The sequence below is a fragment of the Variovorax sp. JS1663 genome, assembly GCF_002157355.1.
GTDB lineage: Bacteria > Pseudomonadota > Gammaproteobacteria > Burkholderiales > Burkholderiaceae_C > Variovorax.
On record NZ_LYMK01000026.1, the window covers coordinates 1 to 23,307 of the forward strand.

The following is a 23,307-nucleotide window of genomic DNA, read 5'->3' on the forward strand; positions in this document are numbered from 1 at the left end:
CGCTTCGCCCCGAGGGCATCGATCTCGCGGCCCAGCTGCGCCAGGCTGCCGGGGCCGAAGACCACGCGCTGCGGCTGGCTGGTGTAGGTGAAGGCGGCGACGGGCATGGGCCGGATGGTAGGCCGAAGCCGGCATGGCGGCCACGCAAAACAGTTTTCCGCCGCCGGCCCTGTGCGCGGCCTTCCGGCCGTTCCATAGTGTCGGCCTGCGAGCAAGGAGACGACGATGCGCAACCTCGATGAAGACACCATCACCCAGGCCGTGCTGGCCCGCCACACCGGCGCGCCCGATGCGCGCCTGCGCGAGATCATGACCAGCCTGGTGCAGCACCTGCATGCCTTCGCGCGCGACGTCCGGCTCACCGAGGCCGAGTGGTTCGAGGGCATCCGCTTCCTCACCGACGTCGGCCACATCACCGACGACAAACGGCAGGAGTTCATTCTGCTGTCGGACACGCTGGGCCTGTCGATGCTGGTGACGGCTTTGAACAACCGCAAGCCGCCCGAGTGCACCGAGTCCACCGTGTTCGGTCCCTTCCATGTCGAGGGCTCGCCCGACTACCCGCTGGGCGCCGACGTGGCCAACGGCGCGCGCGGCGAGCCCTGCTACGTGCGCGGTCGCGTGCTTTCTCGGGACGGCAGCCCGGTGCCGGATGCGGAGCTGCAGGTCTGGCAGGCCGATGCCGACGGCCTCTACGACGTGCAGTACCGGGGCGACCACGGGCACCGCGCCCGCGGCACGCTGCGTGCGGATGCCGAGGGCCGCTTCCACTTCAAGTCGATCCGGGCCGAGGCCTACCCCATCCCGCATGACGGGCCGGTGGGCCGCATGCTCGAAGCGCTGGGGCGCCACCCATGGCGGCCGGCGCACCTGCACTTCATGATCACGGCGCCGGGCTTCGAGCGGCTGATCACGCACGTGTTCCGTGACGGCGACCAGTACCTGGATTCCGATGCCGTCTTCGGCGTGCGGCGCTCGCTGATCGCGGACTGGGTCGAACACCCGCCGGGCATGACGCCGGATGGCGGCCGCAGCGAACGGCCCTTCTACACCCTGGATTTCGACTTCGTGCTGAACCCCGCGGCCAAGGGCTGACCGGCAAGCCCGGCGCTTCGGTGGTCAAATCGCGCCTTTTCCAACCTGACCAAGGAACATCTCGTGAGCACTCTGGACATCGTCGGCCTCTGCGGCAGCCTTCGCACCGGTTCCATCAACCGCGCAGCGCTCAACCTGGCCGGCTCGCTGATGCCGCCGAGCATGCGCCTGGACGTCGTCGACTGGCGCGAGATCCCACCCTTCGACGGCGATGTCTTCGCCAAGGGCTTTCCGCCGGTGGTGCAGGCGCTGCGCGAGCGTATCCGCCGTGCCGATGGCCTGGTGATCGCGACGCCCGAGTACAACTTCTCGATCCCCGGCGTCTTCAAGAACGTGATCGACTGGCTGAGCCGCGGCGAGGACCAGCCCTTCGCCCACAAGCCGGTCGCCATCCTCTCGGCCTCGCCCGGCCCGCTGGGCGGCGCGCGGGTTCAGTACGACCTGCGCCGCGTGATGCTGTTCGTCAATGCGATGGTGCTGGCCAAGCCCGAGGTCTTCATCGGCGGCGCCGGCGCCAAGTTCGATGCCGAGGGGCGCTGCACCGACGAGACCACGCGCAAGTTCGTCGGCGACCAGATGCACGCCTTCGAGAAATGGATCAATGCGGTAGGGCGCATGCGCTGAGGTCTTCCGCCTCCAGCAGGATGGGGCGGGATGGCGCTTCCCGATAGCGCTCGAGGGCCTTGGCCTCGATGCAATCGAAATGGGCTTCGCAGGCTTCGGCGAGGTCGGCGTCGTCGTGGAGGGGTGCGTCTTCGAGGCCGCGCAATGCGGCCTCTGAAATGTGCGCCGTGATGCGCGGACCGTCGAGGCCGTCGGGATAGATGGCGAACCGGATGGTGCGGGTGTCGGCGCAATGGATCGCTTCGCAGTACATCTTGCTTCTCTGTTTGTCTCTCTCTGTGGGTGTCAGGCATTGAATGCCAAAGCACTACATCTGGGGCGCGGCATACTTCGCCACCTGGAGAAAGACACCGCCTACACACGAGCCTCGCCTGCGATGAACGACCCCTTCGGACTGCAACGCTTCGTCGACGCCCAGGACCCCGTCATCGACGTGGTCCGCGGCGAATTGCGCGCGGGCCGCAAGCGCACGCACTGGATGTGGTTCGTGTTTCCGCAGATCGCCGGCCTGGGCCACAGCGCGATGGCGCAGCACTATGCGGTCGCCTCGCTGGCTGAGGCACGTGCCTACCTTGCGCATCCCGTGCTGGGCGCGCGGCTGCGCGAATGCAGCGCGCTGGTGCTGGGCGTGCAGGGGCGTGCGATCGGCGAGATCTTCGGCGCGCCGGACGACCTCAAGTTCTGCTCCTCCATGACCCTGTTCGGCGTGGCCGATCCGGCCGAGCCGGTGTTCGGCGACTGCCTGCAAAAGTACTTCGGCGGCCGGTCCGATCGCGGAACCCTGTCCCGGATCGAAGGCGGCCATGCCGGCTGAGCGGGTGGGGCGCGTCGTCGCATGGCTGCTGGCCGGCCTGCTGGCCTTGCTGCTGGCCGGCTGCGCAGGCCTGCCGAAGGAGGTCGCGCGCACGCCGTCCGAGGCCTTCACCGGGACCGAGGGCACGCCGCTCGGCCGCATCGCCTGGGCCGGTGCGCCGGACCGGGCCCAGAGCGGCTTCAGGCTGCTGCCGATGCCCGCCTACTCCATGCACGCCCGCCTCGAGCTGGCGCGGCGCGCGCAGCGCAGCATCGACATCCAGTACTACCTGGTGCAGAACGACGAGACCGGCCGCTACCTGCTGCGCACGCTGCGCGATGCGGCCGATCGCGGCGTGCGCGTGCGGGTGCTGATCGACGACCTCTACACCGCGGGCTCCGACCGGCTGCTGGTGGCCCTGGCCGCCCATCCCAACGTGGAGGTGCGCCTCTTCAATCCCTTCCCGGCCGGTCGCGCGCGGCTCTCCACGCGGCTGGCCGCCTCGCTGTTCGACATCGACCGCGTCCACCGCCGCATGCACAACAAGCTGTTCGTGGCCGACAACGCGATGGCGGTGGTCGGGGGGCGCAACATCGCCAACGAGTACTTCATGCGCGATGCCGGCTCGAACTTCATCGACATCGACACGCTGGTGACCGGCGCGGTCGTGCCGCGCCTGTCCTCGCTGTTCGACATGTACTGGAACAGCCCCTTCGTCTATCCCGTCGAATCGCTGGCGCCGCCGGATGCGCCCGCGCGCGAGCTGCGGCAGCGCTTCGAGGAGATGACCATGGATGCGGCCATCTGGGCGCCGCAGACGCCGATCGAGCGCGACCTGCTGGGCTATCGCGCGCTGGGCGAGGACCTGGACGAGGACGCGCTGCAACTGACCTGGGCGCGGGCCGAGGCCTATGCCGATACGCCGCACAAGGCCCTCGGCCCGCGCGAGCTGCGCCCGAAGGTGGCGGCGGACGCGCCCGAGGGCGTGCTCTTCAACGTGCGGCGCGTGGTGCGCGCGGCCGAGCGCGAGGCGATGGTCACCACGCCCTACCTGATCCCGGGGCGCGGCGGCATGGAATCGGTGCGCCTGCTGCGCGAGCGCGGCGTGCGCTTCACCCTGGTGACCAATTCGCTGGCGGCGACCGACGAGTCGCTGGTGCACCTGGGCTACCGCCGCTACCGGCCCGAACTGCTTGCGCTGGGCGTGGAGCTGTACGAGCTCAGCCCCAAGCGCGTGGAGCAGACCCAGCGCTTCGGCGTCTTCGGCTCGGCCAGCGGACGCTTGCACGGCAAGTCGGCGGTGGTCGACGGCAAGGTGGTGTTCCTCGGCTCGCTGAACTTCGATCCGCGCTCGGACCTGCACAACACCGAGCTGGGCCTGTTCGTCTACAGCCCGCAGATCGCCGCGCAGCTCACCAGCCTGATCGGCCTCATCACCATGGACGCGGCCTACCACCTGCGCCTGGGCCCGCGCGGCGACATCGAATGGGTGAGCCCCTCCACCGACGGCGGCCCGGACCACGTGCTGCACGAAGAGCCCGAGACCGACTTCGGCTCGCGGCTGAAGCTGGAGCTCTTCGCGCCGCTGGTGCCCGAGAACCTGTTGTAGACGTAGACGCGCCGACCGCCGCGTGTCATCAAACGACAAGTGGAAGGCGCGAAAGGTCAAGCGGCATCGCGCCATCGCTCCAAAGATCGGGTCGTCCATCGCGAAAGATGGAACGCCACCCACTTAGGAGAGAAAGATGCATTTCCTGGACGATTCGCTGCTTCCCGAGAACCAACAGCCGCTGGTGATCCAGGCCCCGGTGAGGGGGTTGGCGGACCACACGAAGTGGGGGAGCCTGGGGGAGAGCTTTATTTCAACCCGCTGAGATAGGGCTCGGGATCGACCGCGGTGCCCTGCTTGCGCAGCTCGAAGTGCAACTTGACGCGATCGGCGCCGCTGCTGCCCATCTCGGCGATCTTCTGGCCCTGGCGCACCACGTCCTTTTCCTTCACGAGGATGCTCTGCGCATGGGCGTAGGCGGTGAGGTAGGTCTCGTTGTGCTTGACGATCACCATGTTGCCGTAGCCGCGCAGCTCGCTGCCGACGTAGACGACGCGGCCATCGGCCGAGGCCACGATCGGGTCGCCCGGGCTGCCCGCGATGTCCAGCCCCTTGTTGTTCCTGCCGTCGAAGCGCGAGAGAGTGGGGCCCGGTGCGGGGCGGATGAAGGCGGCCGGCGCCGGCGGTGGCTTGGGCGGCGTGGCGGGAATGGAGGAGGGCAGGGGCCGTTGCGGCGGCAGCGGCGTGGTGCTGCAGGCCACGAGGCCGGCGGCCGCGGTGGCGAGGATGCCGGCGCGGAGAGCAAAGGTCTTGGAGTGCATGGCGTTTTTTGGAGCCCATTTGACACCCTGGGTTCCCGAGGACCTGTAGGACCTGGCCGGATTCAGGGTTTGCCGGGACCGGCCTGCTGCTCTGCGAGCGACCCGAGACGCATGATGCCCTGCACGCCAGTCGGGGAACACCGCGGAACCGGCTTTGCCGGGCCGCTGGTGTTGCCCCCGGTGAGGGGGTTGGCGGACCACACGAAGTGGGGAGCCTGGGGGAGAGCGTCATTTCAAGGGGATCGGCGTGGCGCGGTCGATGGGCACTGCGGTCACGCTGTTCTTGGGCGAGCCGTCGATCAGCAGATCGGAGTAGGTCAGGTAGACCAGGGTGTTGCGCGTGGCGTCCACCATGCGCACCACGCGCAGGCGCTTGAACAGGATCGACAGGCGCTCGCTGTAGACCTCCTCGCGCTTGGCCAGCGGCTGGGTCACGCGCACGGGCCCGACCTGGCGGCAGGCGATGGAGGCCTCGGCCTTGTCCTCGGCCAGACCGAGTGCGCCGGAGACGCCGCCCGTCTTGGCGCGCGAGACGTAGCAAGTGACGCCGCTGACCTTGGGGTCGTCGTAGGCCTCGACCACGATCTTGTGGTCGGGTCCGATCAGCTTGAAGGCGGTGTCGACTTCACCCACCGGTTCGGCATGGGCCTGCGCGGCGAGCAGCAGCGCGCCGCAGAGCGATGCACGCAGGGCCTTCATACGATGTCGAGGGTGTGGACCCGGTCGAAGCTGCCGCGGCGCCGGTCCTCGAAGTAACGGGTGAGCGCCTCCCGCACGGTGCGGAAGGCGATCTCGTCCCAGGGGATCTCCTCTTCCGTGAAGAGGCGCGCCTCGATCGTCTCGTGGCCCGGATCGAACTTGTCGCTCAAGAGGCGCGCCCGGTAGAACAGGTGCACCTGCCCGACCCGCACCACGCTCATCACCGCGAACAGGCCCTCCAGCTCGTACTGGGCGCCGGCTTCCTCGTCGGTCTCGCGCGCCGCGCCCTGCGCGGTGGTCTCGTTGAGTTCCATGAAGCCGGCCGGCAGCGTCCACTTGCCCCAGCGCGGCTCGATGTTGCGCTTGCACAGCAGCACGCGATCGCCTAGTACCGGGATGGTGCCCACCACGTTGAGCGGGTTCTCGTAGTGCACGGTGTGGCAGGCCGGGCACACGGCGCGCTCGCGCGTGTCGCCGTCGTCGGGGATGCGGTAGACCACCGCGGTGCCGCAGTTCTTGCAGTGCTTGATGGGGACGCGCAGGAGCATCGGCGGTCTGTTTGTTGTCAGACGATCTTGACGGTGAGCGCGGGCAGGCCGGCGACCTGGCCGACCAGGGTGTCGCCGGTCACCACCGCGGCCACGCCCTCGGGAGTTCCGGTGAAGATCAGGTCGCCGGGCTGCAGTTCCCAGGCGGCCGAGAGGTGCTCGATGGTCTCGGCCATGTTCCAGATCAGCTTGCTCACGTTGCTGCGCTGGCGGTCCTGGCCGTTGACCTGCAGCGAGATCTCGGCGTGCTCGATGTCGCCGGCCTCGGCCGCCGGAACGATGGGACCGGTGGGCGCGCTCTGCTCGAAGCTCTTGCCGATGTCCCACGGGCGGCCCTGCTTCTTCATTTCGCCCTGCAGGTCGCGGCGCGTCATGTCCAGGCCCACGGCGTAGCCGAAGATGTGCTTCATCGCGTCGGCCGCCTTGATGTTCCTGCCGCCGGTGCCGATGGCCGCAACCAGCTCGATCTCGTGGTGCAGATTCTGGGTGAGGGTGGGGTAGGCCATCGTGCCCGTGCTGCCCGCGTCGACCACGACCACCGCGTCGGCCGGCTTCATGAAGAAGAAGGGCGGCTCACGGCCGGTGAAACCCATCTCCTTGGCGTGCTCCTCGTAGTTGCGGCCCACGCAGTAGATGCGGTGGACCGGGAAGCGCGTGCTCCGGCCGACCACGGGCAGGGACACCGTCGCCGGGGGCGTGAAGACGTATTCGGAAGCCATGGGGAGAAAGTCCTTTTCGAGCGAAAGCGGCAGTTTGCCAGAGGGCGCCGGGCGTTGCCGGCTTTTGGCCGCGGCGCAGAGGAGGGCTATGCTTCGGGCCATGATGAAGCTGCACAACTATTTCCGCTCCTCCGCGTCGTTCCGCGTGCGCATCGCCCTCAACCTCAAGGGGCTGGACTACGAGTACATCCCGGTGCACATCGCCCGCGGCGAGCACAAGACGGGGCCCTTCTCGGCCATCTCGGCTGACATGCTGGTGCCGCTGCTGGAAGACGACGGCGAGCGCTTCTCGCAGTCGATGGCGATCATCGAGTACCTGGAAGAGATCCATCCAGAGCCCGCGCTGCTGCCGCACGACCCGGTGGGCCGCGCCCACGTGCGGGCGCTGGCGCAGTCGGTCGCCTGTGAGATCCACCCGCTCAACAACCTGCGCGTGCTGAAGTACCTGGTGCGCGATCTCAAGGTGGGCGACGACGCCAAGAACACCTGGTACCGCCACTGGGTGCGCGAGGGCATGCTGGCCTTCGAGCGCCAACTGGCGCAGCAGCCGGCCAGCGTCTACTGCTGGGGCGACACGCCCACCCTGGCCGACTGCTGCCTGGTGCCGCAGGTCTTCAACGGCCAGCGTTTCGACTGCGACTTCAGCGGGCTGCCGCGCACCATGGCGGCCTTCGAGGCCTGCATGCAGCTCGATGCCTTCCAGCGCGCCCAGCCCTCGCGCTGCCCCGACGCGGAACCCTGAGCATGCCGCTTCGCGATGCGCTGGTGCCGGACTGGCCTGCGCCGCCCGGCGTGAAGGCGCTGTGCACCACGCGCCAGGGCGGGGTGTCCCGCGGCACCTATGAAAGCCTCAACCTCGGCGACCACGTCGGCGATGCGCCGGCCGACGTCGCCGCCAACCGCGCGCGGCTGCACGAGGCGATCGGCGCGCGGCCGGTATTCCTGCAGCAGGTGCATGGCACGCGGCGGCTGGCGCTGGACGCGCATACGCCCGACGGCGGCGAGGGCGATGCCTGCACCACCGCCAGCCCTGGCATCGCCTGCACGATCATGGTGGCCGACTGCCTGCCTGTGCTCTTCACCGACCGCGGTGGCCGCCGCGTGGCCGCCGCGCATGCCGGCTGGCGCGGGCTGGCCGCCGGCGTCCTCGAGGAGGCCGCAGGCGCCTTCGCGGAGGAGGGCGGACCGCGGCACCTGCTGGCCTGGCTCGGCCCCTGCATCGGGCCGGATGCCTTCGAGGTGGGCGACGAGGTCCGGGCTGCCTTCACGGCCGCCGCGCCCCAGGCCGCGTCATGCTTCCGCCCGGGCGCCGCGTCCGGCAAGTGGCTGGCGGATCTCGCGGGCCTCGCGCGCCAACGCCTGCTGGCGGCCGGCATCACACAGCTCCACGGCAACGACGGCAGCCGCGGCTGGTGCACCGTGAACAACCCGTTACTCTTTTTCTCGCACCGGCGCGACCGCATCAGCGGACGCTTCGCCGCCTGCATCTGGCGCGACTGAAGGCCCGGCGGCGGCACGGATGGCGGCCTCGCGCTCGGCCGCTTCGCGCGCGCGGACTCCCTTGCGGCGGGCCGGCGCGCCCATCAGGTAAACCACCAGTGCCACCGGCGCCAAGCCGTAGAGTAGAAAGGTGAAGACCGCGCCGAGCACCGTGCCGTTGGTGTTGGTGGCCTCGGCCACCGCCATCATCAGTGCAACATACAGCCAGGCAATGACGACGAGATGCATAGGCGAGGTTTTCAGGAAGGTATGGCGGGGTTTGCTGGTCGGGCCCTGCCGGATGCAGCATACTCAACGCCGATGCGACAAGGTGAGGAACCAGGAGAGACACCATGAAAGAACAACAACAGGCGGCGAACCAGACCTTCGCGCCTTTCCAGCAAGCGCTGGCGCAGGGTTGGGAAAAGGCCCTCGCATCCTTCCAGTCGCTCGGCAGCGGCGCCGCCCCGGCCGGCATGCCCCTGGAGATGCCGCGCTTCTCCTTCTCCGCCCCCAGGCTCCAGGAACTGCAGCAGCAGTACATCGATGAAGCCACGGCGCTGTGGCGCCAGGACATGGCAGAGCGCACGCGGGTCGACCGGCGCTTCGCGGCCGAGGCCTGGGGCAGCAACCCGGTGGCGGCCTTCTCCGCGGCCATCTACCTGCTCAACACCCGCACCCTGCTCGGCATGGCCGAGGCCGTCGAGGCCGATGAAAAGACCCGGGCGCGCCTGCGCTTCGCGGTGGAGCAATGGGTGGCGGCCTCGGCGCCCAGCAACTACATCGCCTTCAATGCCGAGGCCCAGAAGAAGGCGATCGACACGCAGGGCGAGAGCATCGCCAAGGGCATCCAGAACCTGCTGAAGGACGTGCGGCAGGGCCACCTGAGCATGACCGACGAGAGCGTCTTCGAGGTCGGCCGCAACGTCGCCACCACCGAGGGCGCGGTCGTGTTCGAGAACGACCTGTTCCAGCTGCTCGAATACAAGCCGCTGACGGCCAAGGTCTATGAGCGCCCGCTGCTGCTGGTGCCGCCGTGCATCAACAAGTTCTACATCCTCGACCTGCAGCCCGAAAACTCGCTGATCCGCTATGCGGTGGAGCAGGGGCATCGGGTCTTCGTCGTGAGCTGGCGCAACCCCGATGCCTCGATGGCCCACTACACCTGGGACGACTACATCGAGAACGCGGCGATCAAGGCGATCCAGGTCACGCGCGAGATCAGCGGCCAGGACAAGAAGGGCGGCCAGATCGACACGCTGGGCTTCTGCGTCGGCGGCACCATCCTCTCCACTGCGCTGGCGGTGCTGGCAGCGCGCGGCGAGCAGCCCGCGGCCTCGGTCACGCTGCTGACCACGCTGCTGGACTTCGAAGACACCGGCATCCTCGACATCTTCATCGACGAGGCCTTCGTGCGCTTCCGCGAGATGCAGATGGGCACAGGCGGCCTGCTGGCGGGCGGCGAGCTCGCATCCACCTTCAGCTTCCTGCGGCCCAACGACCTGGTGTGGAACTACGTGGTCGGCAACTACCTGAAGGGCGAGACCCCGCCGCCCTTCGACCTGCTGTACTGGAACAGCGATGCGACCAATCTGCCCGGGCCCATGTACTGCTGGTACATCCGCCACACCTACCACGAGAACCAGCTGGCCGTTCCGGGTGCACTCACCGTGGCCGGAGAGCCGGTCGACCTGGGGCTGATCGAGGCGCCGGTCTACATCTACGGCTCGCGCGAGGACCACATCGTGCCGATCGGGGGCGCCTACGCCTCCACGCAACTGCTCAAGGGCAAGAAGCGCTTCGTGATGGGCGCCTCGGGCCATATCGCCGGCGTGATCAACCCGCCGGTGAAGAAGAAGCGCAGCCACTGGATCCGCGCCGACGGCAAGCTGCCGAAGACGCAGGCCGAGTGGCTCGCGGGTGCCACCGAGCATCCCGGCAGCTGGTGGACCGACTGGTCCCACTGGCTCAAGACCCACGCGGGCAAACAGATTCCCGCGCCCAGGTCCTACGGCAAGGGCAGCGCCTACCAGGCGATCGAGCCCGCGCCGGGCCGCTACGTCAAGGCGAAAGCCTGATCCCCTCGTTCTCCTTTCTTTCTATCCCAGCCTCGGAGCACACACCATGGAAGACATCGTCATCGTTTCGGCCGCGCGCACGGCCGTGGGCAAGTTCGGCGGAACGATCGCCGGCATCCCGGCCACCGAGCTGGGCTCTATCGTGATCAAGGAAGTGCTGGAGCGCGCCAAGGTCGGCGCCGACCAGATCGGCGAGGTCATCATGGGCCAGGTGCTCGCCGCGGGCAGCGGCCAGAACCCGGCGCGGCAGGCGCTGCTCAAGAGCGGCATCGCCAAGGAAACCCCGGCGCTCACCATCAACGCCGTCTGCGGCTCCGGCCTGAAGGCAGTGATGCTGGCCGCCCAGGCCGTGGCCACCGGCGACAGCGAGATCGTGGTCGCGGGCGGGCAGGAGAGCATGAGCCTCGCCCCGCACGTGCTGCCCAATTCGCGCAATGGCCAGCGCATGGGCGACTGGAAGCTGGTCGACTCGATGATCGTCGACGGCCTGTGGGACGTCTACAACCAGTACCACATGGGCATCACGGCCGAGAACGTGGCCAAGAAGTACGACATCAGCCGCGCCGCGCAGGACGAACTCGCGCTCGCCAGCCAGACCAAGGCCGCGGCGGCGCAGGATGCCGGCAAGTTCAAGGACGAGATCGTCGCCGTCAACATTCCGCAGAAGAAGGGTGACCCGGTGGTCTTCGACAAGGACGAGTTCATCAACCGCAAGACCAGCGCCGAAGGCCTGGCCGGCCTGCGCCCTGCCTTCGACAAGGCAGGCGGCGTGACGGCGGGCAATGCCTCCGGCCTCAACGACGGCGCGGCCGCGGTGCTGGTGATGACCGCCAAGAAGGCGGCCGCCCTGGGCCTGAAGCCGCTGGGCCGCATCGCCAGCTACGCCAGCACCGGCCTCGACCCGGCCTTCATGGGCATGGGCCCGGTGCCGGCCTCGCAGAAGGCGTTGCAGCGCGCCGGCTGGAAGCCCTCCGACCTCGACGTGCTCGAGATCAACGAAGCCTTCGCGGCGCAGGCCTGCGCGGTCAACCGCGAGATGGGCTGGGACATCAACAAGGTCAACGTGAACGGCGGCGCCATTGCCATCGGGCACCCGATCGGCGCGTCCGGCTGCCGCATCCTGGTGACCCTGCTGCACGAGATGCAGCGCCAGAACGCGAAGAAGGGCATTGCCTCGCTGTGCATCGGCGGCGGCATGGGTGTTGCCCTCACGATCGAAAGATAAGCTCTCCCCCAGGCTTGCCACACTTCGTGTGGCTGCCAACCCCCTCGCCGGGGGCAACACCAGCGGGCCGGCAAAGCCGGTTCCGCGGTGTTCGCTGAGCGCGGGCCTGGCTTCGCCGGCGTTGCGGCGCGCATCGTGCAGGGCCTCGCTGGAGCGTTGCTGCAGCCGCAGGTGCTTGCGATGCTGGGGCTGGTCTTCACGGTGCTCGCGCTCGGCTTCTTCGTGACCTCGATGACGGCGAAGCAGCTCACCGAGCGCCTCGGCCTGCAGATCATCGCGATCGGTGCCCTGCTGCTGGCCATCGGCCATGGGCTGATGATGGCGGTCGTGTTGAGGCAGCCCGGCAGTGGCGGCATTCCCTGGCTGCTGCCGGTGCTGTTCCTGCAGGGCGCGGGCCTGGGCATGATCATCGCGCCGCTGATGTCCGCGGTGCTGGCCGGCGTGGCGCTGATCGACATCCTCTTCTATGCGGACTGGGCGGCGCCTCGCTTGGGCTTCGTTGCAGCCGCCGCCTGTCTGCTGGCGTTGGCGCTCGCGGTCGCGCTGCTGTTTCAGCGCCTCGTGCGCGCGCCCCGGCCGGCGGGCGCCTCCTGCACGGCATAGTGCGCGCACAGCGTGTCCACCAGCGCCTGTGCATAGGTGGGCAGCCCGGCGCGGTCGCGCATCAGCAGGTAGCGTTCGCGTACGCACCAGGCGTCGCTGAGCTCGATCAGCGCCAGCTGCATGCTCTCCAGGTTGCGGCGCGCGACCGACTCGGGCACCACGCCGACGCCGACTCCGCTGCCGATCATGCGGCACATGGCGTCGAAGCTGCCAAGCTGGATGCGCAGCTTCTGGCTGCGGCCCAGGCCCTCGGTGATCTGTGCCAGGAAAGCCTGAAGGGTGCTGCCCTGCTGCATGCCGATCGCGTCCTCGTCCAGCGTCTCGGCGAAGGCGATGCGCTTGCGCTTGGCGAAGCGGTGGCGGCGCGCGGTCACGAGCACCAGGCGGTCGGTGCTGAAGTGGGCCGATTCGAGGCCCAGCGTGTCGATCTGACCGGCCACGATGCCGATGTCGGCCCGGCCGCTCTGCACGCCGAGCGGGATCTGCGCGTTCGGTTTTTCCTGAAGGTCGATGTTGATTCGCGGGTGGCGCGCGAGGAAGCCCGGCAGGACTTCGGGGAGGATGTCGCTGACCGCGGTGGTGTTGGCGAACACGCGCAGGTGGCCGCGCAGGCCGCCGCCGTATTCGTTCAGCTCGGTGCGCAGCTGGCCGGTCTGCAGCAGCACCAGCCGTGCGTGGTGGAGGAAGGCCTCGCCCGGCGGCAGCAGGCGCACGCCGCGGGCCTCGCGGGCGAGCAGGGGCAGCCCCGATTGCGTCTCCAGCGCCTTGATGCGCGCGCTGGCCGCGGCCAGCGACAGGTGCTGGCGCTCCGCCGCGCGCGTGAGGCTGCCCAGCTCCGCCACGGCGACGAACAGGCGCAGGTCGGTCAGGTCGAAGTGCATCGGGGAATGCTATCAAGCCTTCGGAAAGGCTGAAGGCTCGGTCTCGAAATCGCAGATTGCGCGGGGGAGTCACCGGGGTCACCATGCAGGGCAGGGCGCGATCGGCCGCCTGGACGCAACCGGAGACAACACCCCATGAACCTTCGCGCATTCGCGCTTCTGCTGGCGGCGGCTGCCGCCATGCCCTTGGCCGAACCTGCGGCAGCGCAGGGCAGCTACCCCTCGCGCCCCATCACGCTGATCGTGCCGCAGGCTGCCGGCGGCACCAACGACATCGTCGGGCGCGTGGTCGGACAGAAGCTGGCCGAGGTCATGGGCGCGAGCGTCGTGGTCGACAACCGGCCCGGTGCCGGCGGCAACATCGGTACGCAGCTGGCGGCCAAGGCGCCGAAGGACGGCTACACGCTGCTGATGACCATCAGCAGCAGCCAGGCGATCAACCCGGCGCTGTACAGGAACCCCGGCTTCGATCCGGTCAAGGACTTCCGTCCGGTCGCGCTGATCGGCGCGGTCCCGAACGTGCTGCTGGTCAACCCGTCCTTCCCGGCGAAGTCGCTGGCCGAACTGCTCGCGATGGCGAAGCGCAAGGACGCGAGCTACCAGTACGCCTCGGCCGGCAACGGCACGCTCAATCATCTGCTGGGCGAGATGCTCAACAGCATGGCCGGCATCCAGCTGCAGCACGTGCCCTACAAGGGCGTGGCGCCGGCCATCAACGACGTGCTGGGCGGGCAGTTGCCGATCCTCTTCGCAAGCCTGCCGTCGGCGCTGCCGCACGTCAAGGCCGGCAAGCTGCGCGCGCTGGGCGTGAGCGGCGAGAGGCGCTCGCCCATGCTGCCGGAGGTCCCGGCGATCGCGGAAGCGGTGCCCGGCTACAACGGCACGCTGTGGATCGGCTTGTTTGCGCCGGCCGGCGTGCCACAGGAGGTGCTTGCCAGCCTGGAGCAGGCTGCGCGCAAGGCCCTGGCCGCGCCGGACCTGCGCGAGAAGCTCGATCAGCAGGGCGTGGAGATCGCGGCGCCGACTTCGCCCGAGCAGTTCTCGAAGCTGCTGCAGGACGACCTTGCCCGGTGGGCGCGGATCGTCAAGGCCTCCGGCGCCGCCGTGGATTGAATGAAGATGACGCAACAGGACAAGGCTTCTCCCATGATCGATGCGGACGCGCTGGCCGGCCTCCAGGCCTGGCAGGGCCGCAGCGAGACGCTGGCCGACCAACTCGCGGCCGCGCCGGTGCGCGCGCTCGCCGCCACGCTCGACCGCGAGGATCCCGAGCCCGTGCCGGGCACGCGGCTGCCCGAGCTGTGGCACTGGCTCTACTTCCTGCCGCATCACCGGCAGTCCGAGATCGGCCCCGATGGCCATGCGAAGCGCGGCGGTTTCCTGCCGCCAGTGCCGCTGCCGCGGCGCATGTGGGCCGGCGGCCGGCTGCGCTGGGAGGCGGACAACCCGCTCGTGGTGGGCGACGCGGTGGAGCGCCGGTCGACCATCGCTTCGGTGTCCCACAAGGCCGGCCGCAGCGGCGAGCTGGTCTTCGTGCTGGTCCGCCATGAGGTTCACAATGCGCGCGGCCTGGCGCTGACCGAGGAGCACGACATCGTCTACCGCGCGGCGCCGGCGCCCGGCGAAGCCGCACCGCCGCCGACGCCGGCCCCCGGCGACGCGGCGTTCAGCCGCGAGATCGTGCCCGACGACGTGCTGCTCTTCCGCTACTCTGCACTCACCTTCAACGGCCACCGCATCCACTACGACCGCCGCTACGTCACCGAGGTCGAGGGCTATCCGGGCCTGATCGTGCATGGGCCCCTCATCGCCACGCTGCTGGTCGACCTGCTGCGGCGCGAGAAGCCGCAGGCCCGCCTGTCGGCTTTCGAGTTCCGCGCCGTGCGCCCCCTCTTCGACATCGCCTCGTTCCGCGTGCATGGCCGGCCCGAAGCCGACGGCAGGACATTCCGGCTGTGGGCCGAGGATGCCGATGGCTGGCTCGCGATGCAGGCCACGGCCACCTTGGCTTCATGAAGGACTGCCCATGATCCGACCGCTGGACGGCATCACCGTCGTTTCCCTGGAGCACGCCATCGCGGCGCCGTTCTGCACCCGCCAACTGGCCGACCTTGGCGCCCGTGTGATCAAGGTCGAGCGGCCCGGCGGCGGCGATTTCGCGCGCGCCTACGACCAGCGCGTGAGGGGCGAGGCCTCGCATTTCGTCTGGGTCAACCGCTCGAAGGAGAGCGTCACGCTGGACCTCAAGCAGCCGGCGGCGCAGGCCGTGCTGCAGGAACTGGTGGCCGGCGCCGACGTGCTGGTGCAGAACCTGGCACCCGGCGCCGCCGCGCGCATGGGGCTGGATGCCGCGACGCTGCAGGCGAAGCACCCGGGGCTGATCGTGTGCGACATCTCGGGCTACGGCGAGGACGGGCCCTATCGCGACAAGAAGGCCTACGACCTTCTGATCCAGAGCGAGGCCGGCTTCCTCTCGATCACCGGCACGGAGCAGGCGCCCTGCAAGTCGGGCAACTCGATCGCCGACATCGCGGCCGGCATGTACGCCTATACGGGCATCCTCGCGGCCCTGATGCAGCGTGCGAAGACCGGCAAGGGCTCGCACATCGACGTGTCGATGCTGGAGTCGCTGGCCGAGTGGATGGGCTACCCGATGTACTACGCCTACGACGGCGCCTCGCCCCCGCCGCGCAGCGCGGCCTCGCACGCGACCATCTATCCCTACGGGCCCTTTGCCGCGGGCGACGGCGGCACCGTGATGCTGGGCCTTCAGAACGAGCGCGAGTGGAAGCTGTTCTGCGAGCGCGTGCTGCTGCAGCCGCAGCTGGCTGCCGATCCGCGCTTCGACAGCAATGCGCGGCGCAATGCGAACCGCGAGGCGCTGCAGGCCATCATCCTCGAGACCTTCGGCGCATTGGGCACGCCGCAGGTGCTCGAGCGGCTCGACGCGGCGCAGATTGCCAATGCGCGCATGAACGACATGGCGGGGCTGTGGGCGCATCCACAGCTCGCGGCGCGCGAATGCTGGCGCCAGGTGGCCTCGCCGGCGGGGCCGATCCCTGCGTTGCTGCCGCCGGGCCGGCAGAGCGCCTTCGACTACCGCATGGATCCCATCCCGGCGGTCGGCGAGCACACCGAGGCCGTGCTGCGCTCGCTGGGCCGCGGCGAGGCCGACATCGCCGCCTTGCGCACGGCGCAGGCGATCTGACTGTGCGGGTGATCCCGTTCCAACCACCCACAGGAGACAAGACAGCATGAAACTGAAGACCAAGGTGTTGCTCTGGGCATCGATGTTCACCGCGCCGCTGCTGGCGGCGGCCCAGGGGGCATGGCCGGAGAAACCGGTCACGCTGGTCGTGCCTTATTCCGCCGGCGGCCCCACGGACGTGGTGGCACGCATGCTGGCCGTTCCCATGGGCAAGTCGCTGGGCCAGACGGTCGTGGTCGAGAACACGGTGGGCGCGGGCGGCACCATGGCGGCGGCGCGGGTGGCGCGGGCACAGCCCAACGGCTACACCGTCCTGATCCATCACATGGGCATGGCGACCGCGCCGGCGCTGTACAAGAAGCTTCCCTACGACCCGCTCAAGGATTTCGAGTACATCGGCCAGGTGATGGACGTCCCGATGACGCTGCTGTCGCGCAAGGATTTCCCCGCCGGCAACTTCCAGGAGCTGTTGAGCTACGTCAAGGCCAACAAGGACAAAGTCTCGCTGGCCCATGCCGGCACCGGCGCGGTGTCGCAGCTGTGCGGGCTGCTGTTCGCGAGCCAGGTGGGCGTCGAATTCACCACCGTGCCCTACAAGGGCGCCGGCCCGGCGCTCAACGACCTGATGGGCGGGCAGGTGGACCTGCTGTGCGACCAGACCACGCAGACCGCGCCGGTCATCAAGGACGGCCAGCGCGTCAAGGTGTTCGGCGTGACCACGCCCCGGCGGCTGGCCAGCATGCCCCAGATCCCGACGCTGGACGAGCAGGGGCTCAAGGGCTTCGACGTGCGCGTGTGGCATGGCGTCTATGCGCCCAAGGGCACGCCGCCCGCGGTGGCCGCGAAGCTCAATGCGGCCCTGCGCGCGGCGCTGCAGGACGAGACGGTCAAGCAGCGGCTGGCCGAGCTGAGCTCGGAGATCGTGCCGATGGACAAGGTGACGCCCGAGGGCCTGCGCAGCCATCTCGCCGCCGAGGTGGCCCGCTGGGGCAAGGTGATCCGCGCAGCCGGCGTGCAGGCGGAGTGAGAGGGGCCGGCGGCCGCCTCAGCCCTCGAGGTCGACGAGCACCGGCTGGTGGTCGGAGGCCTGGGTTCGTCCGTCGACCTCGATGCGCCGCAGCCGAGGCACGAGCGGGTCGCTGACGAACACGAAGTCGAAGGCGGCCGGGTCCGGGCCGTACTGCTTGTCGAAGAGGCGGAAGGTCGGCTCGTGCGGCCGCTGGCCATGCATGATCGGCCAGGCGTCCTGCAGTCGCGAGCCGGGTGCGCCGCCGGCCCCCGCGAGGGCGAAGGGCTGCTGGATCTCCGCGTAGGCGGGGTCGGTGGCCTGCATGTTGAAGTCGCCGCACAGGATCGCCTGCTGCGTATGCGGCTTGGGCTGGAAGGGCGAGTGGTCGTACTCGGCCTTGGGTGGCGCTTCGGCCTGCTCGCATGCCTCGGCGTGCAGCGCGCACAGTGCGCGGGCCTGGGCGCTGCGCTGGCGGGCCGAGTAGTACTCGAGATGCGTCGTCATCACCCGCAGCGCGCCCAGGCCCGGGCTGCTCAGCGTGACCACGGTGCACATGCGCGGCATGGTGCTGACCGCTGGGTCGGCTGGCCAAGGCAGCGGGTGATGCCGCACCTGCGCCACCGGCAGGCGGGTGGCGACCAGGTTGCCGAAGCGCATGCGCCGGCCCTCGGTGTCGAACTCCTCCACCGCCGCGCCGAAGAAGAGCTGGAAGCCCGGCAGCAGCGCCCGCAGCTCGGCAGGCTGGTCACCGGGGGCGCCGGGCATGCGCGTGTAGCCGGAGGCGATCTCCTGCAGGCACAGCACGTCGAAGTCGGCCATCGCACGCGCGCCCTCGACGATACGTTTGGTATTCACCATGCCGTCCAGTCCGCGGCACCATTGCGTGTTCCAGGTCACGAGTTTCATTGGATGGCTGCCTTCCTTGATCTCGAAGTCGGTATATGACGCAGCGTCTGTGACACCCCGTTGCATTGAGGGGTCAGTGTTTTCCTGAGCCGGAGGCCGTGAGAAACTTCGCTACAGTGAATCGCGCCTGTCCAGGCGCGTCAACATCGAGGGAAAAATCATGAGCAAGAGAGTTGCATACGTCACCGGCGGCATGGGAGGCATCGGTACGGCCATTTGCCAGCGCCTGCACAAGGACGGCTTCACGGTGATCGCCGGCTGCGGCCCCACGCGCGATCACGCCAAGTGGCTGGCGGAACAGAAGGCGCTGGGCTACGAGTTCCACGCCTCGGTCGGCAACGTCGGCGACTGGGAGTCCACGGTGGAGGCCTTCACCAAGTCCAAGGCAGAGCACGGCAGCATCGACGTGCTGGTCAACAATGCCGGCATCACGCGCGACCGCATGTTCCTCAAGATGACCCCCGAGGACTGGAGCGCGGTGATCGAGACCAACCTCAACAGCATGTTCAACGTCACCAAGCAGGTGGTGGGCGACATGGTCGAGAAGGGCTGGGGCCGCATCATCAACATCAGCTCGGTCAACGGCGCCAAGGGCCAGGCCGGCCAGACCAACTATTCCGCCGCCAAGGCCGGCATGCACGGCTTCACGATGGCGCTGGCGCAGGAGCTGGCGGCCAAGGGCGTGACGGTGAACACCGTGAGCCCGGGCTACATCGGCACCGACATGGTCCGCGCGATCCGTCAGGAGGTGCTGGACAAGATCGTGGGCACCATCCCCGTCAAGCGCCTGGGCGAGCCGAGCGAGATCGCCTCCATCATCGCGTGGCTGGCGACCGACGAGGGCGGGTACTCCACCGGCGCCGACTTCTCGGTCAACGGCGGCCTGCACATGCACTGAGACGCGCAGGCGTCCGATCCGCAAGGACCCGCTTTGGCGGGTCTTTTTTTGTGCGCCGGGACAATGGCGGGGCATTGCGGGTGCACCGGCGATGGTCTTGCACAATGCAAACCGATGCCCCACAGCGTTTCACTCATCAACACCGTCGCGGCCGGCCTGGGCCTGGCCCTGGTGCTCGGCTTCCTCGCAGTGCGCTTGCGCCTGCCGGCCCTGGTGGGTTACCTGCTCGCCGGCGTGATCATCGGCCCCTTCACGCCCGGCTTCGTGGCCGATGCCGAGATCGCCGCGCAGCTGGCCGAGATCGGCGTGATGCTGCTGATGTTCGGCGTGGGCCTGCATTTCTCGCTCGACGACCTGCTGGCGGTGCGCAAGATCGCGCTGCCCGGCGCGCTGGTGCAGATGGCGGTGGCCACGCTGCTGGGCGGCGCGCTGGCCACCTGGTGGGGCTGGAACCTGGGCGGCGCGCTGGTCTTCGGGCTGGCACTGTCGGTGGCAAGCACGGTGGTGCTGCTGCGCGCCCTCGAAAGCCTGGGCATCCTGGAATCCTTCACCGGCCGCATCGCCGTCGGCTGGCTGGTGGTGGAGGACCTGGCGATGGTGCTGGTGCTGGTGCTGTTGCCGCCGCTGGCGGAGGTGCTCGGCAGCACTGCCGCGCGTGCGCCGGACGCGGCGCCGGTCTGGCAGACGCTGGGCCTCACGCTGCTGCAGGTCGGCGGCTTCGTGGTGCTCATGCTGGTGGTGGGGCGCCGTTTCTTCCCCTGGCTGCTGTGGCAAGTGACGCGCACCGGCTCGCGCGAGCTGTTCACGCTGTGCGTGGTGGCGGCGGCGGTGAGCATCGCCTTTGCCTCGGCGGCGCTGTTCGGCGTGTCGTTCGCGCTGGGTGCCTTCTTCGCAGGCATGGTCATGCGCGAATCCGAATTCAGCCATCGGGCGGCAGAGGAGTCGCTGCCGCTGCGCGATGCGTTCGCGGTGCTGTTCTTCGTTTCGGTCGGCATGCTCTTCAACCCGGCGGTGCTGATCGAGCGCCCGCTGCAGGTGCTGGCGGTGGTGATGGTGATCGTGGTGGGCAAGTCGATCGCCGCCTGCGTCCTGGTGCTGCTGCTGCGCTACCCGCTGGGCACGGCGCTGACGGTGAGCGCGAGCCTGGCGCAGATCGGCGAGTTCTCCTTCATCCTGGCGGCGCTGGGTGTTTCGCTGGGCCTGCTCCCGCAGGAGGGCCAGAGCCTGCTGCTGGCCGGCGCGCTGATCTCCATCGCCACCAATCCCCTGTGGTTCGGGCTGATCGAGCCGTTGCAGAAATGGCTGCACGCCCACTCACGCCTCGTGCCCGGGCTGACCCAGCGCGACGACCCGCTGGCCGAGCTGCCCATGAGCACCGAGGCGAAATACCTGTCGCGCCAGGTGGTGCTGGTGGGCTACGGGCGCGTGGGCCGGCGCATCGCGGCGGAGCTCGCGGTCCACGACATCCCGTTCGTGGTGGCGGAGCAGAACCGCGAACTGGTCGAGAAGCTGCGTGCCGAGGGCATGGCGGCCGTGTGGGGCGATGCGGCCGATCCGGCCGTGCTGATCCAGGCCCACATCGCACGTGCGCGCGTGCTGGTGGTCGCCACGGCCGACGCGATCAACGTGCGGCAGATGATCGAGGCGGCGCGCACGCTCAATCCTGCCATCCAGACCGTGATCCGCAGCCACAACGAGGACGAGGCGCGCCTGCTCACGCTGGAGGCTGCGGCCACCGTATTCCTGGGCGAGCAGGAACTGGCGCAGTCGATGGCGCGCGCGGTGGTCAGCCGGGCTGCGCCGGCCTGAGCCGCATCAGAGGTCTTCGATCACCAGCCGGCAGTAGCGCTCGGCCACCGAATAGGGCACCTGGCGCACCACTTCCATCAGGCGCTCGGCCGTGGCCCGGTTCTCGGTCTTCACCAGCAGGCCCGTTTGACCCTCGCGCGCGAGCTTGGTGTACATGCGAACGGTCGCGCCATCGGTGCCGGCAGAGGGCAGCGGCGTGTCCGCGTCGTCTCGCACCGTCGGCGAGATCTGCGCCAGCAGGGTCTTCGGCGGGATCAGGTAGACCTCGTCGCCGCTGAAGCCCTTGTCGATCAACTGGTGCCCGACGCGGCTTGCATCGTCGGCATTCGGGAACATCACCATCGAATGACCGGTCGGGTAGAAGGCGCCGCCGAAAGCGGCGCACATGTGCGGGTCGAGGATGAAATGCTTCATGAGGCCTCCTCAGTCCAACGACTTGCTGACGGGAGAGGTCAGCTTAGGCCTGGCCGCATGCGCCGGTTGTAGGAAAAGCCCGTAGACCGCGTATGGGCGGCCGCACCGCCGGCTCAGGAAGTGACGCGCTGTTCAGCCGACAGGGGCCACAGGCGGCGCCACCACGGGCGCTTGGGCGCGGGGCCGGCGGCCGTCGCGTTGGCGATCAGTTCGGCAGCCATCGAGGCGCGAACGCGTTCCCGCAGGGCGGTCTCGTAGGCGTGCGCGGGTGCCCGCGCACTGCGGTCCCCGCGCAGCGCGAGCCGTCGCCAGGCTTGGGCGTGCTCGGCCAGTTCCTCATTGCTCAGATCGTCAGGATGGGGCAGTTGCTGCGTCATGCTGGATGACATTGTGCCGCGCCATCTGATGAACGGGCCCGGCACTTTTCATTCTGCCGGCAGCGGGCTGCAGCGCACAAGAAAAAACCGGGGGCCACGGCCCCGGTCTTGCTGCTTCGACCGCGCGGCTTTGCGTTACAGGGCGAGCTGCTGGCCGCGCGCCGTGGCGCGGTCGACGGTGCCCGCCAGGATCGGGGCGACGCCCTGGCCGTAACCCTCGGCATAGGGGTTGGCGCTGTGCGCGGCTGCGACAGCCTGGTTGCGCACGCCGCCACGGTCGGTCGAGGCCACCAGGGCCGGCGCGACGCGCGACGAGACACCTTTTGCGCCGAACACTAGGTAAACATCCTCAAACTCGGGAACCGCGGCGTTTTGACCGTGGAAACAATCGGCGGCGGAAACAGCGCGCTTCCTCGTCCGCGCGGGACGAGGCGCCGCGAAGAGAAGGCGATCAGGCGTTGTGCGAAGACCCGCCGGAATCGAGTTCGCGGGCGATGCGGCGGGTGAGTGCGTCGAGCTCGCGGGCCAGGCGGATGGCTTCGGCGCGGGCCTTGGCGTCACCCTGCTTCATGTGCGAGAGATGCTGCTCGAAAGCATCCGACAACTGCGTCCACCGGTCGAACGAAGTGTCGATAGCCGTCATCGAGTCCTGCATGCTGTGCCTCCATTTCGCAACAGTGGGTGGACGCCGGTTCGGCGATCGCTGTTGCTACTTCTAGGCTACACAAAGCGGCAGCCCATGGCGATGGCAGGGGTGGTTAATCGCGAGTCAATTCCGCAACTTCTTCATGCTTTTGACTACTGTCAAGACATACGTCCAGAACAGGTGCCCACGAAAGCATTTAGCCAATCAGATTTCCGTGAAATGCCGCACAGGAAATAGTAGTCTGTAAGTACTACATGTAATTACAATTGGCTACATGCATTCACGTCCCGAGACGTCTTCAGACCTGTCCCGCCGGCCGGCCCGTGGAGGCACCCTTGTCGTCTTATAGCGTGCTCCTGCGGCTGGACAAGGGCCCCCTGCCGATGGTGTTCACCGCGATGGAGGACATCGAGGCCCTGCGCATCCTGAAGGATGGCGGCTGGATCAAGGCCTCCTTCTCGGCGCCACCGGGCCTGCCGGGGACGGCCACGGTGACGGAGCTGACCCCGCTGGGCCGGTTCGCCATGCAGTTCGTGCAACCTGACCAGGAGGCGCCATGAGAGTCTTCACCTGCCTGATTGCCAGCTTGGCCGTCTTCGCCGGCTGCATCTCCGCCTGGTGGTTCTACTGGCCGGTCTGGCAGGTGGAGTCGCGCGTGAAGAGCCGGCTGACCGACCCTGCGGCAGTGCGCTTCTCCGGGGTGGTCTACGACAAGAGGACGGGCACCGCCTGCGGCTATGTGAATGCCACGTCGCAGGGTGGTGCGGCAGGCAAGACCCATTTCATCCTGATGGCCGATGGCGACGTGCGCTTCGATCCCAAGGACCCGATCCGCGGCACCACGCTGCAGCAACTGGAGAGCCTGCGAAAGCAGGCCGACTACCTGGCGCTGGCCTACGCGCATTGCCAGCGGGGCTGATCGCCCG

30 protein-coding genes and 1 pseudogene are annotated in these 23,307 nt (G+C 68.7%); 18 read left to right on the top strand and 13 right to left on the bottom strand.

The genetic code is table 11. The annotated features are described in order from the left end of the window. Window positions 1-107: pseudogene (locus tag A8M77_RS35340) on the bottom strand (maleylacetate reductase); the annotation flags it as partial. A 118-nt stretch (window positions 108-225) separates the two neighbouring features. Here A8M77_RS35340 and A8M77_RS20755 point away from each other — a divergent pair. Both A8M77_RS20755 and A8M77_RS20760 read left to right on the top strand, forming a co-directional pair. Further along, window positions 226-1,095, top strand: coding sequence for an intradiol ring-cleavage dioxygenase (locus tag A8M77_RS20755; protein WP_086923413.1), 870 nt, complete (start codon window positions 226-228; stop codon window positions 1,093-1,095). Between the two features lie 63 nt (window positions 1,096-1,158). Next, window positions 1,159-1,719, top strand: coding sequence for an NADPH-dependent FMN reductase (locus A8M77_RS20760; protein WP_238136903.1), 561 nt, complete (start codon window positions 1,159-1,161; stop codon window positions 1,717-1,719). Here A8M77_RS20760 and A8M77_RS20765 read toward each other — a convergent pair. Further along, window positions 1,694-1,972, bottom strand: a complete 279-nt coding sequence (locus tag A8M77_RS20765; protein ID WP_086923414.1) for a hypothetical protein — start codon at window positions 1,970-1,972, stop codon at window positions 1,694-1,696. The genes A8M77_RS20760 and A8M77_RS20765 overlap by 26 nt on opposite strands. A 123-nt stretch (window positions 1,973-2,095) precedes the next feature. On the opposite strand from A8M77_RS20765, the gene A8M77_RS20770 reads away from it, so the two are divergent. The 3 genes from A8M77_RS20770 (at window position 2,096) to A8M77_RS37260 (ending at window position 4,386) form a co-directional block, all read left to right on the top strand. Next, window positions 2,096-2,533, top strand: coding sequence for a DUF1810 domain-containing protein (locus A8M77_RS20770; protein WP_086923415.1), 438 nt, complete (start codon window positions 2,096-2,098; stop codon window positions 2,531-2,533). Then, entirely contained in the window at window positions 2,523-4,121 is a 1,599-nt protein-coding gene (locus tag A8M77_RS20775; RefSeq protein WP_086923416.1) for a phospholipase D family protein, read from the top strand. Before A8M77_RS20770 ends, A8M77_RS20775 begins: the two co-directional genes overlap by 11 nt. A 136-nt stretch (window positions 4,122-4,257) precedes the next feature. Continuing rightward, a complete protein-coding gene (locus tag A8M77_RS37260; protein ID WP_272947447.1) occupies window positions 4,258-4,386 on the top strand; it encodes a hypothetical protein in 129 nt (42 codons plus the stop codon). Here the strand turns inward: A8M77_RS37260 and A8M77_RS20780 are convergent. The 4 genes from A8M77_RS20780 to A8M77_RS20795 form a co-directional block, all read right to left on the bottom strand. Further along, complete coding sequence (locus A8M77_RS20780) at window positions 4,370-4,882, bottom strand: murein hydrolase activator EnvC family protein (RefSeq protein ID WP_086923417.1); 513 nt, start codon at window positions 4,880-4,882, stop codon at window positions 4,370-4,372. The two genes, A8M77_RS37260 and A8M77_RS20780, sit on opposite strands and share 17 nt — an antisense overlap. 228 nt (window positions 4,883-5,110) lie before the next feature. Then, window positions 5,111-5,581, bottom strand: a complete 471-nt coding sequence (locus A8M77_RS20785; protein ID WP_086923418.1) for a CreA family protein — start codon at window positions 5,579-5,581, stop codon at window positions 5,111-5,113. Next, a complete protein-coding gene (locus A8M77_RS20790; RefSeq protein ID WP_086923419.1) occupies window positions 5,578-6,129 on the bottom strand; it encodes an NUDIX hydrolase in 552 nt (183 codons plus the stop codon). The genes A8M77_RS20785 and A8M77_RS20790 overlap by 4 nt, the downstream gene beginning before the upstream one ends. A gap of 17 nt (window positions 6,130-6,146) precedes the next feature. Further along, window positions 6,147-6,848, bottom strand: coding sequence for a fumarylacetoacetate hydrolase family protein (locus A8M77_RS20795; protein ID WP_086923420.1), 702 nt, complete (start codon window positions 6,846-6,848; stop codon window positions 6,147-6,149). Window positions 6,849-6,951: 103 nt separating this feature from the next. Between A8M77_RS20795 and maiA the strand changes: the two genes are divergently transcribed. After that, a complete protein-coding gene (gene maiA / locus A8M77_RS20800) occupies window positions 6,952-7,590 on the top strand; it encodes a maleylacetoacetate isomerase (RefSeq protein WP_086923536.1) in 639 nt (212 codons plus the stop codon). A gap of 2 nt (window positions 7,591-7,592) precedes the next feature. Beyond that, window positions 7,593-8,348 carry a peptidoglycan editing factor PgeF gene (gene pgeF / locus A8M77_RS20805; RefSeq protein WP_086923421.1) on the top strand — a complete coding sequence of 252 codons (756 nt, stop codon included), beginning with the start codon at window positions 7,593-7,595 and terminating at the stop codon, window positions 8,346-8,348. Here pgeF and A8M77_RS20810 read toward each other — a convergent pair. Further along, window positions 8,280-8,576 (bottom strand): hypothetical protein, encoded by a 297-nt coding sequence (locus tag A8M77_RS20810; protein WP_086923422.1) that lies wholly within the window; start codon window positions 8,574-8,576, stop codon window positions 8,280-8,282. The two genes, pgeF and A8M77_RS20810, sit on opposite strands and share 69 nt — an antisense overlap. A gap of 104 nt (window positions 8,577-8,680) precedes the next feature. Between A8M77_RS20810 and phaC the strand changes: the two genes are divergently transcribed. From phaC to A8M77_RS20825, 3 genes are all read left to right on the top strand, one after another. Continuing rightward, entirely contained in the window at window positions 8,681-10,405 is a 1,725-nt protein-coding gene (gene phaC / locus A8M77_RS20815) for a class I poly(R)-hydroxyalkanoic acid synthase (RefSeq protein WP_086923423.1), read from the top strand. A 46-nt stretch (window positions 10,406-10,451) separates the two neighbouring features. Next, window positions 10,452-11,630 (top strand): acetyl-CoA C-acetyltransferase, encoded by a 1,179-nt coding sequence (locus A8M77_RS20820; protein ID WP_086923424.1) that lies wholly within the window; start codon window positions 10,452-10,454, stop codon window positions 11,628-11,630. 87 nt (window positions 11,631-11,717) lie between these two features. Beyond that, window positions 11,718-12,233 (top strand): hypothetical protein, encoded by a 516-nt coding sequence (locus A8M77_RS20825; RefSeq protein ID WP_086923425.1) that lies wholly within the window; start codon window positions 11,718-11,720, stop codon window positions 12,231-12,233. Here the strand turns inward: A8M77_RS20825 and A8M77_RS20830 are convergent. Continuing rightward, window positions 12,182-13,114, bottom strand: a complete 933-nt coding sequence (locus A8M77_RS20830) for a LysR substrate-binding domain-containing protein (protein ID WP_086923426.1) — start codon at window positions 13,112-13,114, stop codon at window positions 12,182-12,184. The two genes, A8M77_RS20825 and A8M77_RS20830, sit on opposite strands and share 52 nt — an antisense overlap. 135 nt (window positions 13,115-13,249) lie before the next feature. Here A8M77_RS20830 and A8M77_RS20835 point away from each other — a divergent pair, with 135 nt between their 5' ends. Genes A8M77_RS20835 through A8M77_RS20850 form a run of 4 tightly spaced genes read left to right on the top strand, consistent with a single transcriptional unit; the run spans window position 13,250 to window position 17,349 of the window. Beyond that, window positions 13,250-14,227, top strand: a complete 978-nt coding sequence (locus tag A8M77_RS20835) for a tripartite tricarboxylate transporter substrate binding protein (protein ID WP_086923427.1) — start codon at window positions 13,250-13,252, stop codon at window positions 14,225-14,227. After that, a complete protein-coding gene (locus A8M77_RS20840) occupies window positions 14,228-15,130 on the top strand; it encodes an FAS1-like dehydratase domain-containing protein (RefSeq protein ID WP_238136904.1) in 903 nt (300 codons plus the stop codon). Window positions 15,131-15,140: 10 nt separating this feature from the next. Beyond that, a complete protein-coding gene (locus A8M77_RS20845) occupies window positions 15,141-16,322 on the top strand; it encodes a CaiB/BaiF CoA transferase family protein (RefSeq protein WP_086923428.1) in 1,182 nt (393 codons plus the stop codon). Window positions 16,323-16,368: 46 nt separating this feature from the next. Further along, window positions 16,369-17,349 carry a tripartite tricarboxylate transporter substrate-binding protein gene (locus A8M77_RS20850; RefSeq protein WP_086923429.1) on the top strand — a complete coding sequence of 327 codons (981 nt, stop codon included), beginning with the start codon at window positions 16,369-16,371 and terminating at the stop codon, window positions 17,347-17,349. Between the two features lie 18 nt (window positions 17,350-17,367). Here the strand turns inward: A8M77_RS20850 and A8M77_RS20855 are convergent, their stop codons facing one another. Then, the gene (locus A8M77_RS20855) at window positions 17,368-18,237 is read right to left on the bottom strand and encodes an endonuclease/exonuclease/phosphatase family protein (protein ID WP_086923430.1); all 870 of its coding nucleotides are present in this window, start codon (window positions 18,235-18,237) and stop codon (window positions 17,368-17,370) included. A gap of 160 nt (window positions 18,238-18,397) precedes the next feature. Between A8M77_RS20855 and phbB the strand changes: the two genes are divergently transcribed. Further along, window positions 18,398-19,135: an acetoacetyl-CoA reductase gene (phbB, locus tag A8M77_RS20860; protein WP_086923431.1), complete on the top strand. Its 738-nt coding sequence runs from the start codon at window positions 18,398-18,400 to the stop codon at window positions 19,133-19,135. A gap of 114 nt (window positions 19,136-19,249) precedes the next feature. Then, window positions 19,250-20,944 carry a YbaL family putative K(+) efflux transporter gene (gene ybaL, locus A8M77_RS20865; protein WP_086923432.1) on the top strand — a complete coding sequence of 565 codons (1,695 nt, stop codon included), beginning with the start codon at window positions 19,250-19,252 and terminating at the stop codon, window positions 20,942-20,944. A 6-nt stretch (window positions 20,945-20,950) separates the two neighbouring features. On the opposite strand, the gene A8M77_RS20870 is transcribed toward ybaL, so the two are convergent. The 4 genes from A8M77_RS20870 to A8M77_RS20885 form a co-directional block, all read right to left on the bottom strand. Beyond that, a complete protein-coding gene (locus tag A8M77_RS20870; protein WP_086923433.1) occupies window positions 20,951-21,358 on the bottom strand; it encodes a hypothetical protein in 408 nt (135 codons plus the stop codon). A 113-nt stretch (window positions 21,359-21,471) separates the two neighbouring features. Continuing rightward, window positions 21,472-21,735 carry a hypothetical protein gene (locus tag A8M77_RS20875; protein WP_143694686.1) on the bottom strand — a complete coding sequence of 88 codons (264 nt, stop codon included), beginning with the start codon at window positions 21,733-21,735 and terminating at the stop codon, window positions 21,472-21,474. Between the two features lie 135 nt (window positions 21,736-21,870). Further along, the gene (locus tag A8M77_RS20880; RefSeq protein ID WP_086923435.1) at window positions 21,871-22,071 is read right to left on the bottom strand and encodes a hypothetical protein; all 201 of its coding nucleotides are present in this window, start codon (window positions 22,069-22,071) and stop codon (window positions 21,871-21,873) included. Between the two features lie 115 nt (window positions 22,072-22,186). Beyond that, entirely contained in the window at window positions 22,187-22,390 is a 204-nt protein-coding gene (locus A8M77_RS20885) for a hypothetical protein (protein WP_086923436.1), read from the bottom strand. 326 nt (window positions 22,391-22,716) lie between these two features. Between A8M77_RS20885 and A8M77_RS20890 the strand changes: the two genes are divergently transcribed. Together A8M77_RS20890 and A8M77_RS20895 are read left to right on the top strand one after the other, a co-directional pair. Next, window positions 22,717-22,941 carry a hypothetical protein gene (locus A8M77_RS20890; RefSeq protein ID WP_143694687.1) on the top strand — a complete coding sequence of 75 codons (225 nt, stop codon included), beginning with the start codon at window positions 22,717-22,719 and terminating at the stop codon, window positions 22,939-22,941. Continuing rightward, window positions 22,938-23,300, top strand: a complete 363-nt coding sequence (locus A8M77_RS20895; RefSeq protein WP_086923438.1) for a hypothetical protein — start codon at window positions 22,938-22,940, stop codon at window positions 23,298-23,300. The genes A8M77_RS20890 and A8M77_RS20895 overlap by 4 nt, the downstream gene beginning before the upstream one ends. The last annotated feature ends 7 nt before the right edge of the window (window positions 23,301-23,307 follow it).

What these genes read in the sequence shown, in the direction of transcription:
- A8M77_RS20755 (WP_086923413.1), top strand. Translation starts at nt 226, where the DNA reads ATGCGCAACCTCGATGAAGACACCATCACCCAGGCCGTGCTGGCCCGC.
- A8M77_RS20765 (WP_086923414.1), bottom strand. Translation starts at nt 1,972, where the DNA reads ATGTACTGCGAAGCGATCCATTGCGCCGACACCCGCACCATCCGGTTC.
- A8M77_RS20770 (WP_086923415.1), top strand. Translation starts at nt 2,096, where the DNA reads ATGAACGACCCCTTCGGACTGCAACGCTTCGTCGACGCCCAGGACCCC.
- A8M77_RS20775 (WP_086923416.1), top strand. Translation starts at nt 2,523, where the DNA reads ATGCCGGCTGAGCGGGTGGGGCGCGTCGTCGCATGGCTGCTGGCCGGC.
- A8M77_RS37260 (WP_272947447.1), top strand. Translation starts at nt 4,258, where the DNA reads ATGCATTTCCTGGACGATTCGCTGCTTCCCGAGAACCAACAGCCGCTG.
- A8M77_RS20780 (WP_086923417.1), bottom strand. Translation starts at nt 4,882, where the DNA reads ATGCACTCCAAGACCTTTGCTCTCCGCGCCGGCATCCTCGCCACCGCG.
- A8M77_RS20785 (WP_086923418.1), bottom strand. Translation starts at nt 5,581, where the DNA reads ATGAAGGCCCTGCGTGCATCGCTCTGCGGCGCGCTGCTGCTCGCCGCG.
- A8M77_RS20790 (WP_086923419.1), bottom strand. Translation starts at nt 6,129, where the DNA reads ATGCTCCTGCGCGTCCCCATCAAGCACTGCAAGAACTGCGGCACCGCG.
- A8M77_RS20795 (WP_086923420.1), bottom strand. Translation starts at nt 6,848, where the DNA reads ATGGCTTCCGAATACGTCTTCACGCCCCCGGCGACGGTGTCCCTGCCC.
- maiA (WP_086923536.1), top strand. Translation starts at nt 6,952, where the DNA reads ATGAAGCTGCACAACTATTTCCGCTCCTCCGCGTCGTTCCGCGTGCGC.
- pgeF (WP_086923421.1), top strand. Translation starts at nt 7,593, where the DNA reads ATGCCGCTTCGCGATGCGCTGGTGCCGGACTGGCCTGCGCCGCCCGGC.
- A8M77_RS20810 (WP_086923422.1), bottom strand. Translation starts at nt 8,576, where the DNA reads ATGCATCTCGTCGTCATTGCCTGGCTGTATGTTGCACTGATGATGGCG.
- phaC (WP_086923423.1), top strand. Translation starts at nt 8,681, where the DNA reads ATGAAAGAACAACAACAGGCGGCGAACCAGACCTTCGCGCCTTTCCAG.
- A8M77_RS20820 (WP_086923424.1), top strand. Translation starts at nt 10,452, where the DNA reads ATGGAAGACATCGTCATCGTTTCGGCCGCGCGCACGGCCGTGGGCAAG.
- A8M77_RS20830 (WP_086923426.1), bottom strand. Translation starts at nt 13,114, where the DNA reads ATGCACTTCGACCTGACCGACCTGCGCCTGTTCGTCGCCGTGGCGGAG.
- A8M77_RS20835 (WP_086923427.1), top strand. Translation starts at nt 13,250, where the DNA reads ATGAACCTTCGCGCATTCGCGCTTCTGCTGGCGGCGGCTGCCGCCATG.
- A8M77_RS20840 (WP_238136904.1), top strand. Translation starts at nt 14,228, where the DNA reads ATGAAGATGACGCAACAGGACAAGGCTTCTCCCATGATCGATGCGGAC.
- A8M77_RS20845 (WP_086923428.1), top strand. Translation starts at nt 15,141, where the DNA reads ATGATCCGACCGCTGGACGGCATCACCGTCGTTTCCCTGGAGCACGCC.
- A8M77_RS20850 (WP_086923429.1), top strand. Translation starts at nt 16,369, where the DNA reads ATGAAACTGAAGACCAAGGTGTTGCTCTGGGCATCGATGTTCACCGCG.
- A8M77_RS20855 (WP_086923430.1), bottom strand. Translation starts at nt 18,237, where the DNA reads ATGAAACTCGTGACCTGGAACACGCAATGGTGCCGCGGACTGGACGGC.
- phbB (WP_086923431.1), top strand. Translation starts at nt 18,398, where the DNA reads ATGAGCAAGAGAGTTGCATACGTCACCGGCGGCATGGGAGGCATCGGT.
- ybaL (WP_086923432.1), top strand. Translation starts at nt 19,250, where the DNA reads ATGCCCCACAGCGTTTCACTCATCAACACCGTCGCGGCCGGCCTGGGC.
- A8M77_RS20870 (WP_086923433.1), bottom strand. Translation starts at nt 21,358, where the DNA reads ATGAAGCATTTCATCCTCGACCCGCACATGTGCGCCGCTTTCGGCGGC.
- A8M77_RS20875 (WP_143694686.1), bottom strand. Translation starts at nt 21,735, where the DNA reads ATGACGCAGCAACTGCCCCATCCTGACGATCTGAGCAATGAGGAACTG.
- A8M77_RS20885 (WP_086923436.1), bottom strand. Translation starts at nt 22,390, where the DNA reads ATGCAGGACTCGATGACGGCTATCGACACTTCGTTCGACCGGTGGACG.
- A8M77_RS20895 (WP_086923438.1), top strand. Translation starts at nt 22,938, where the DNA reads ATGAGAGTCTTCACCTGCCTGATTGCCAGCTTGGCCGTCTTCGCCGGC.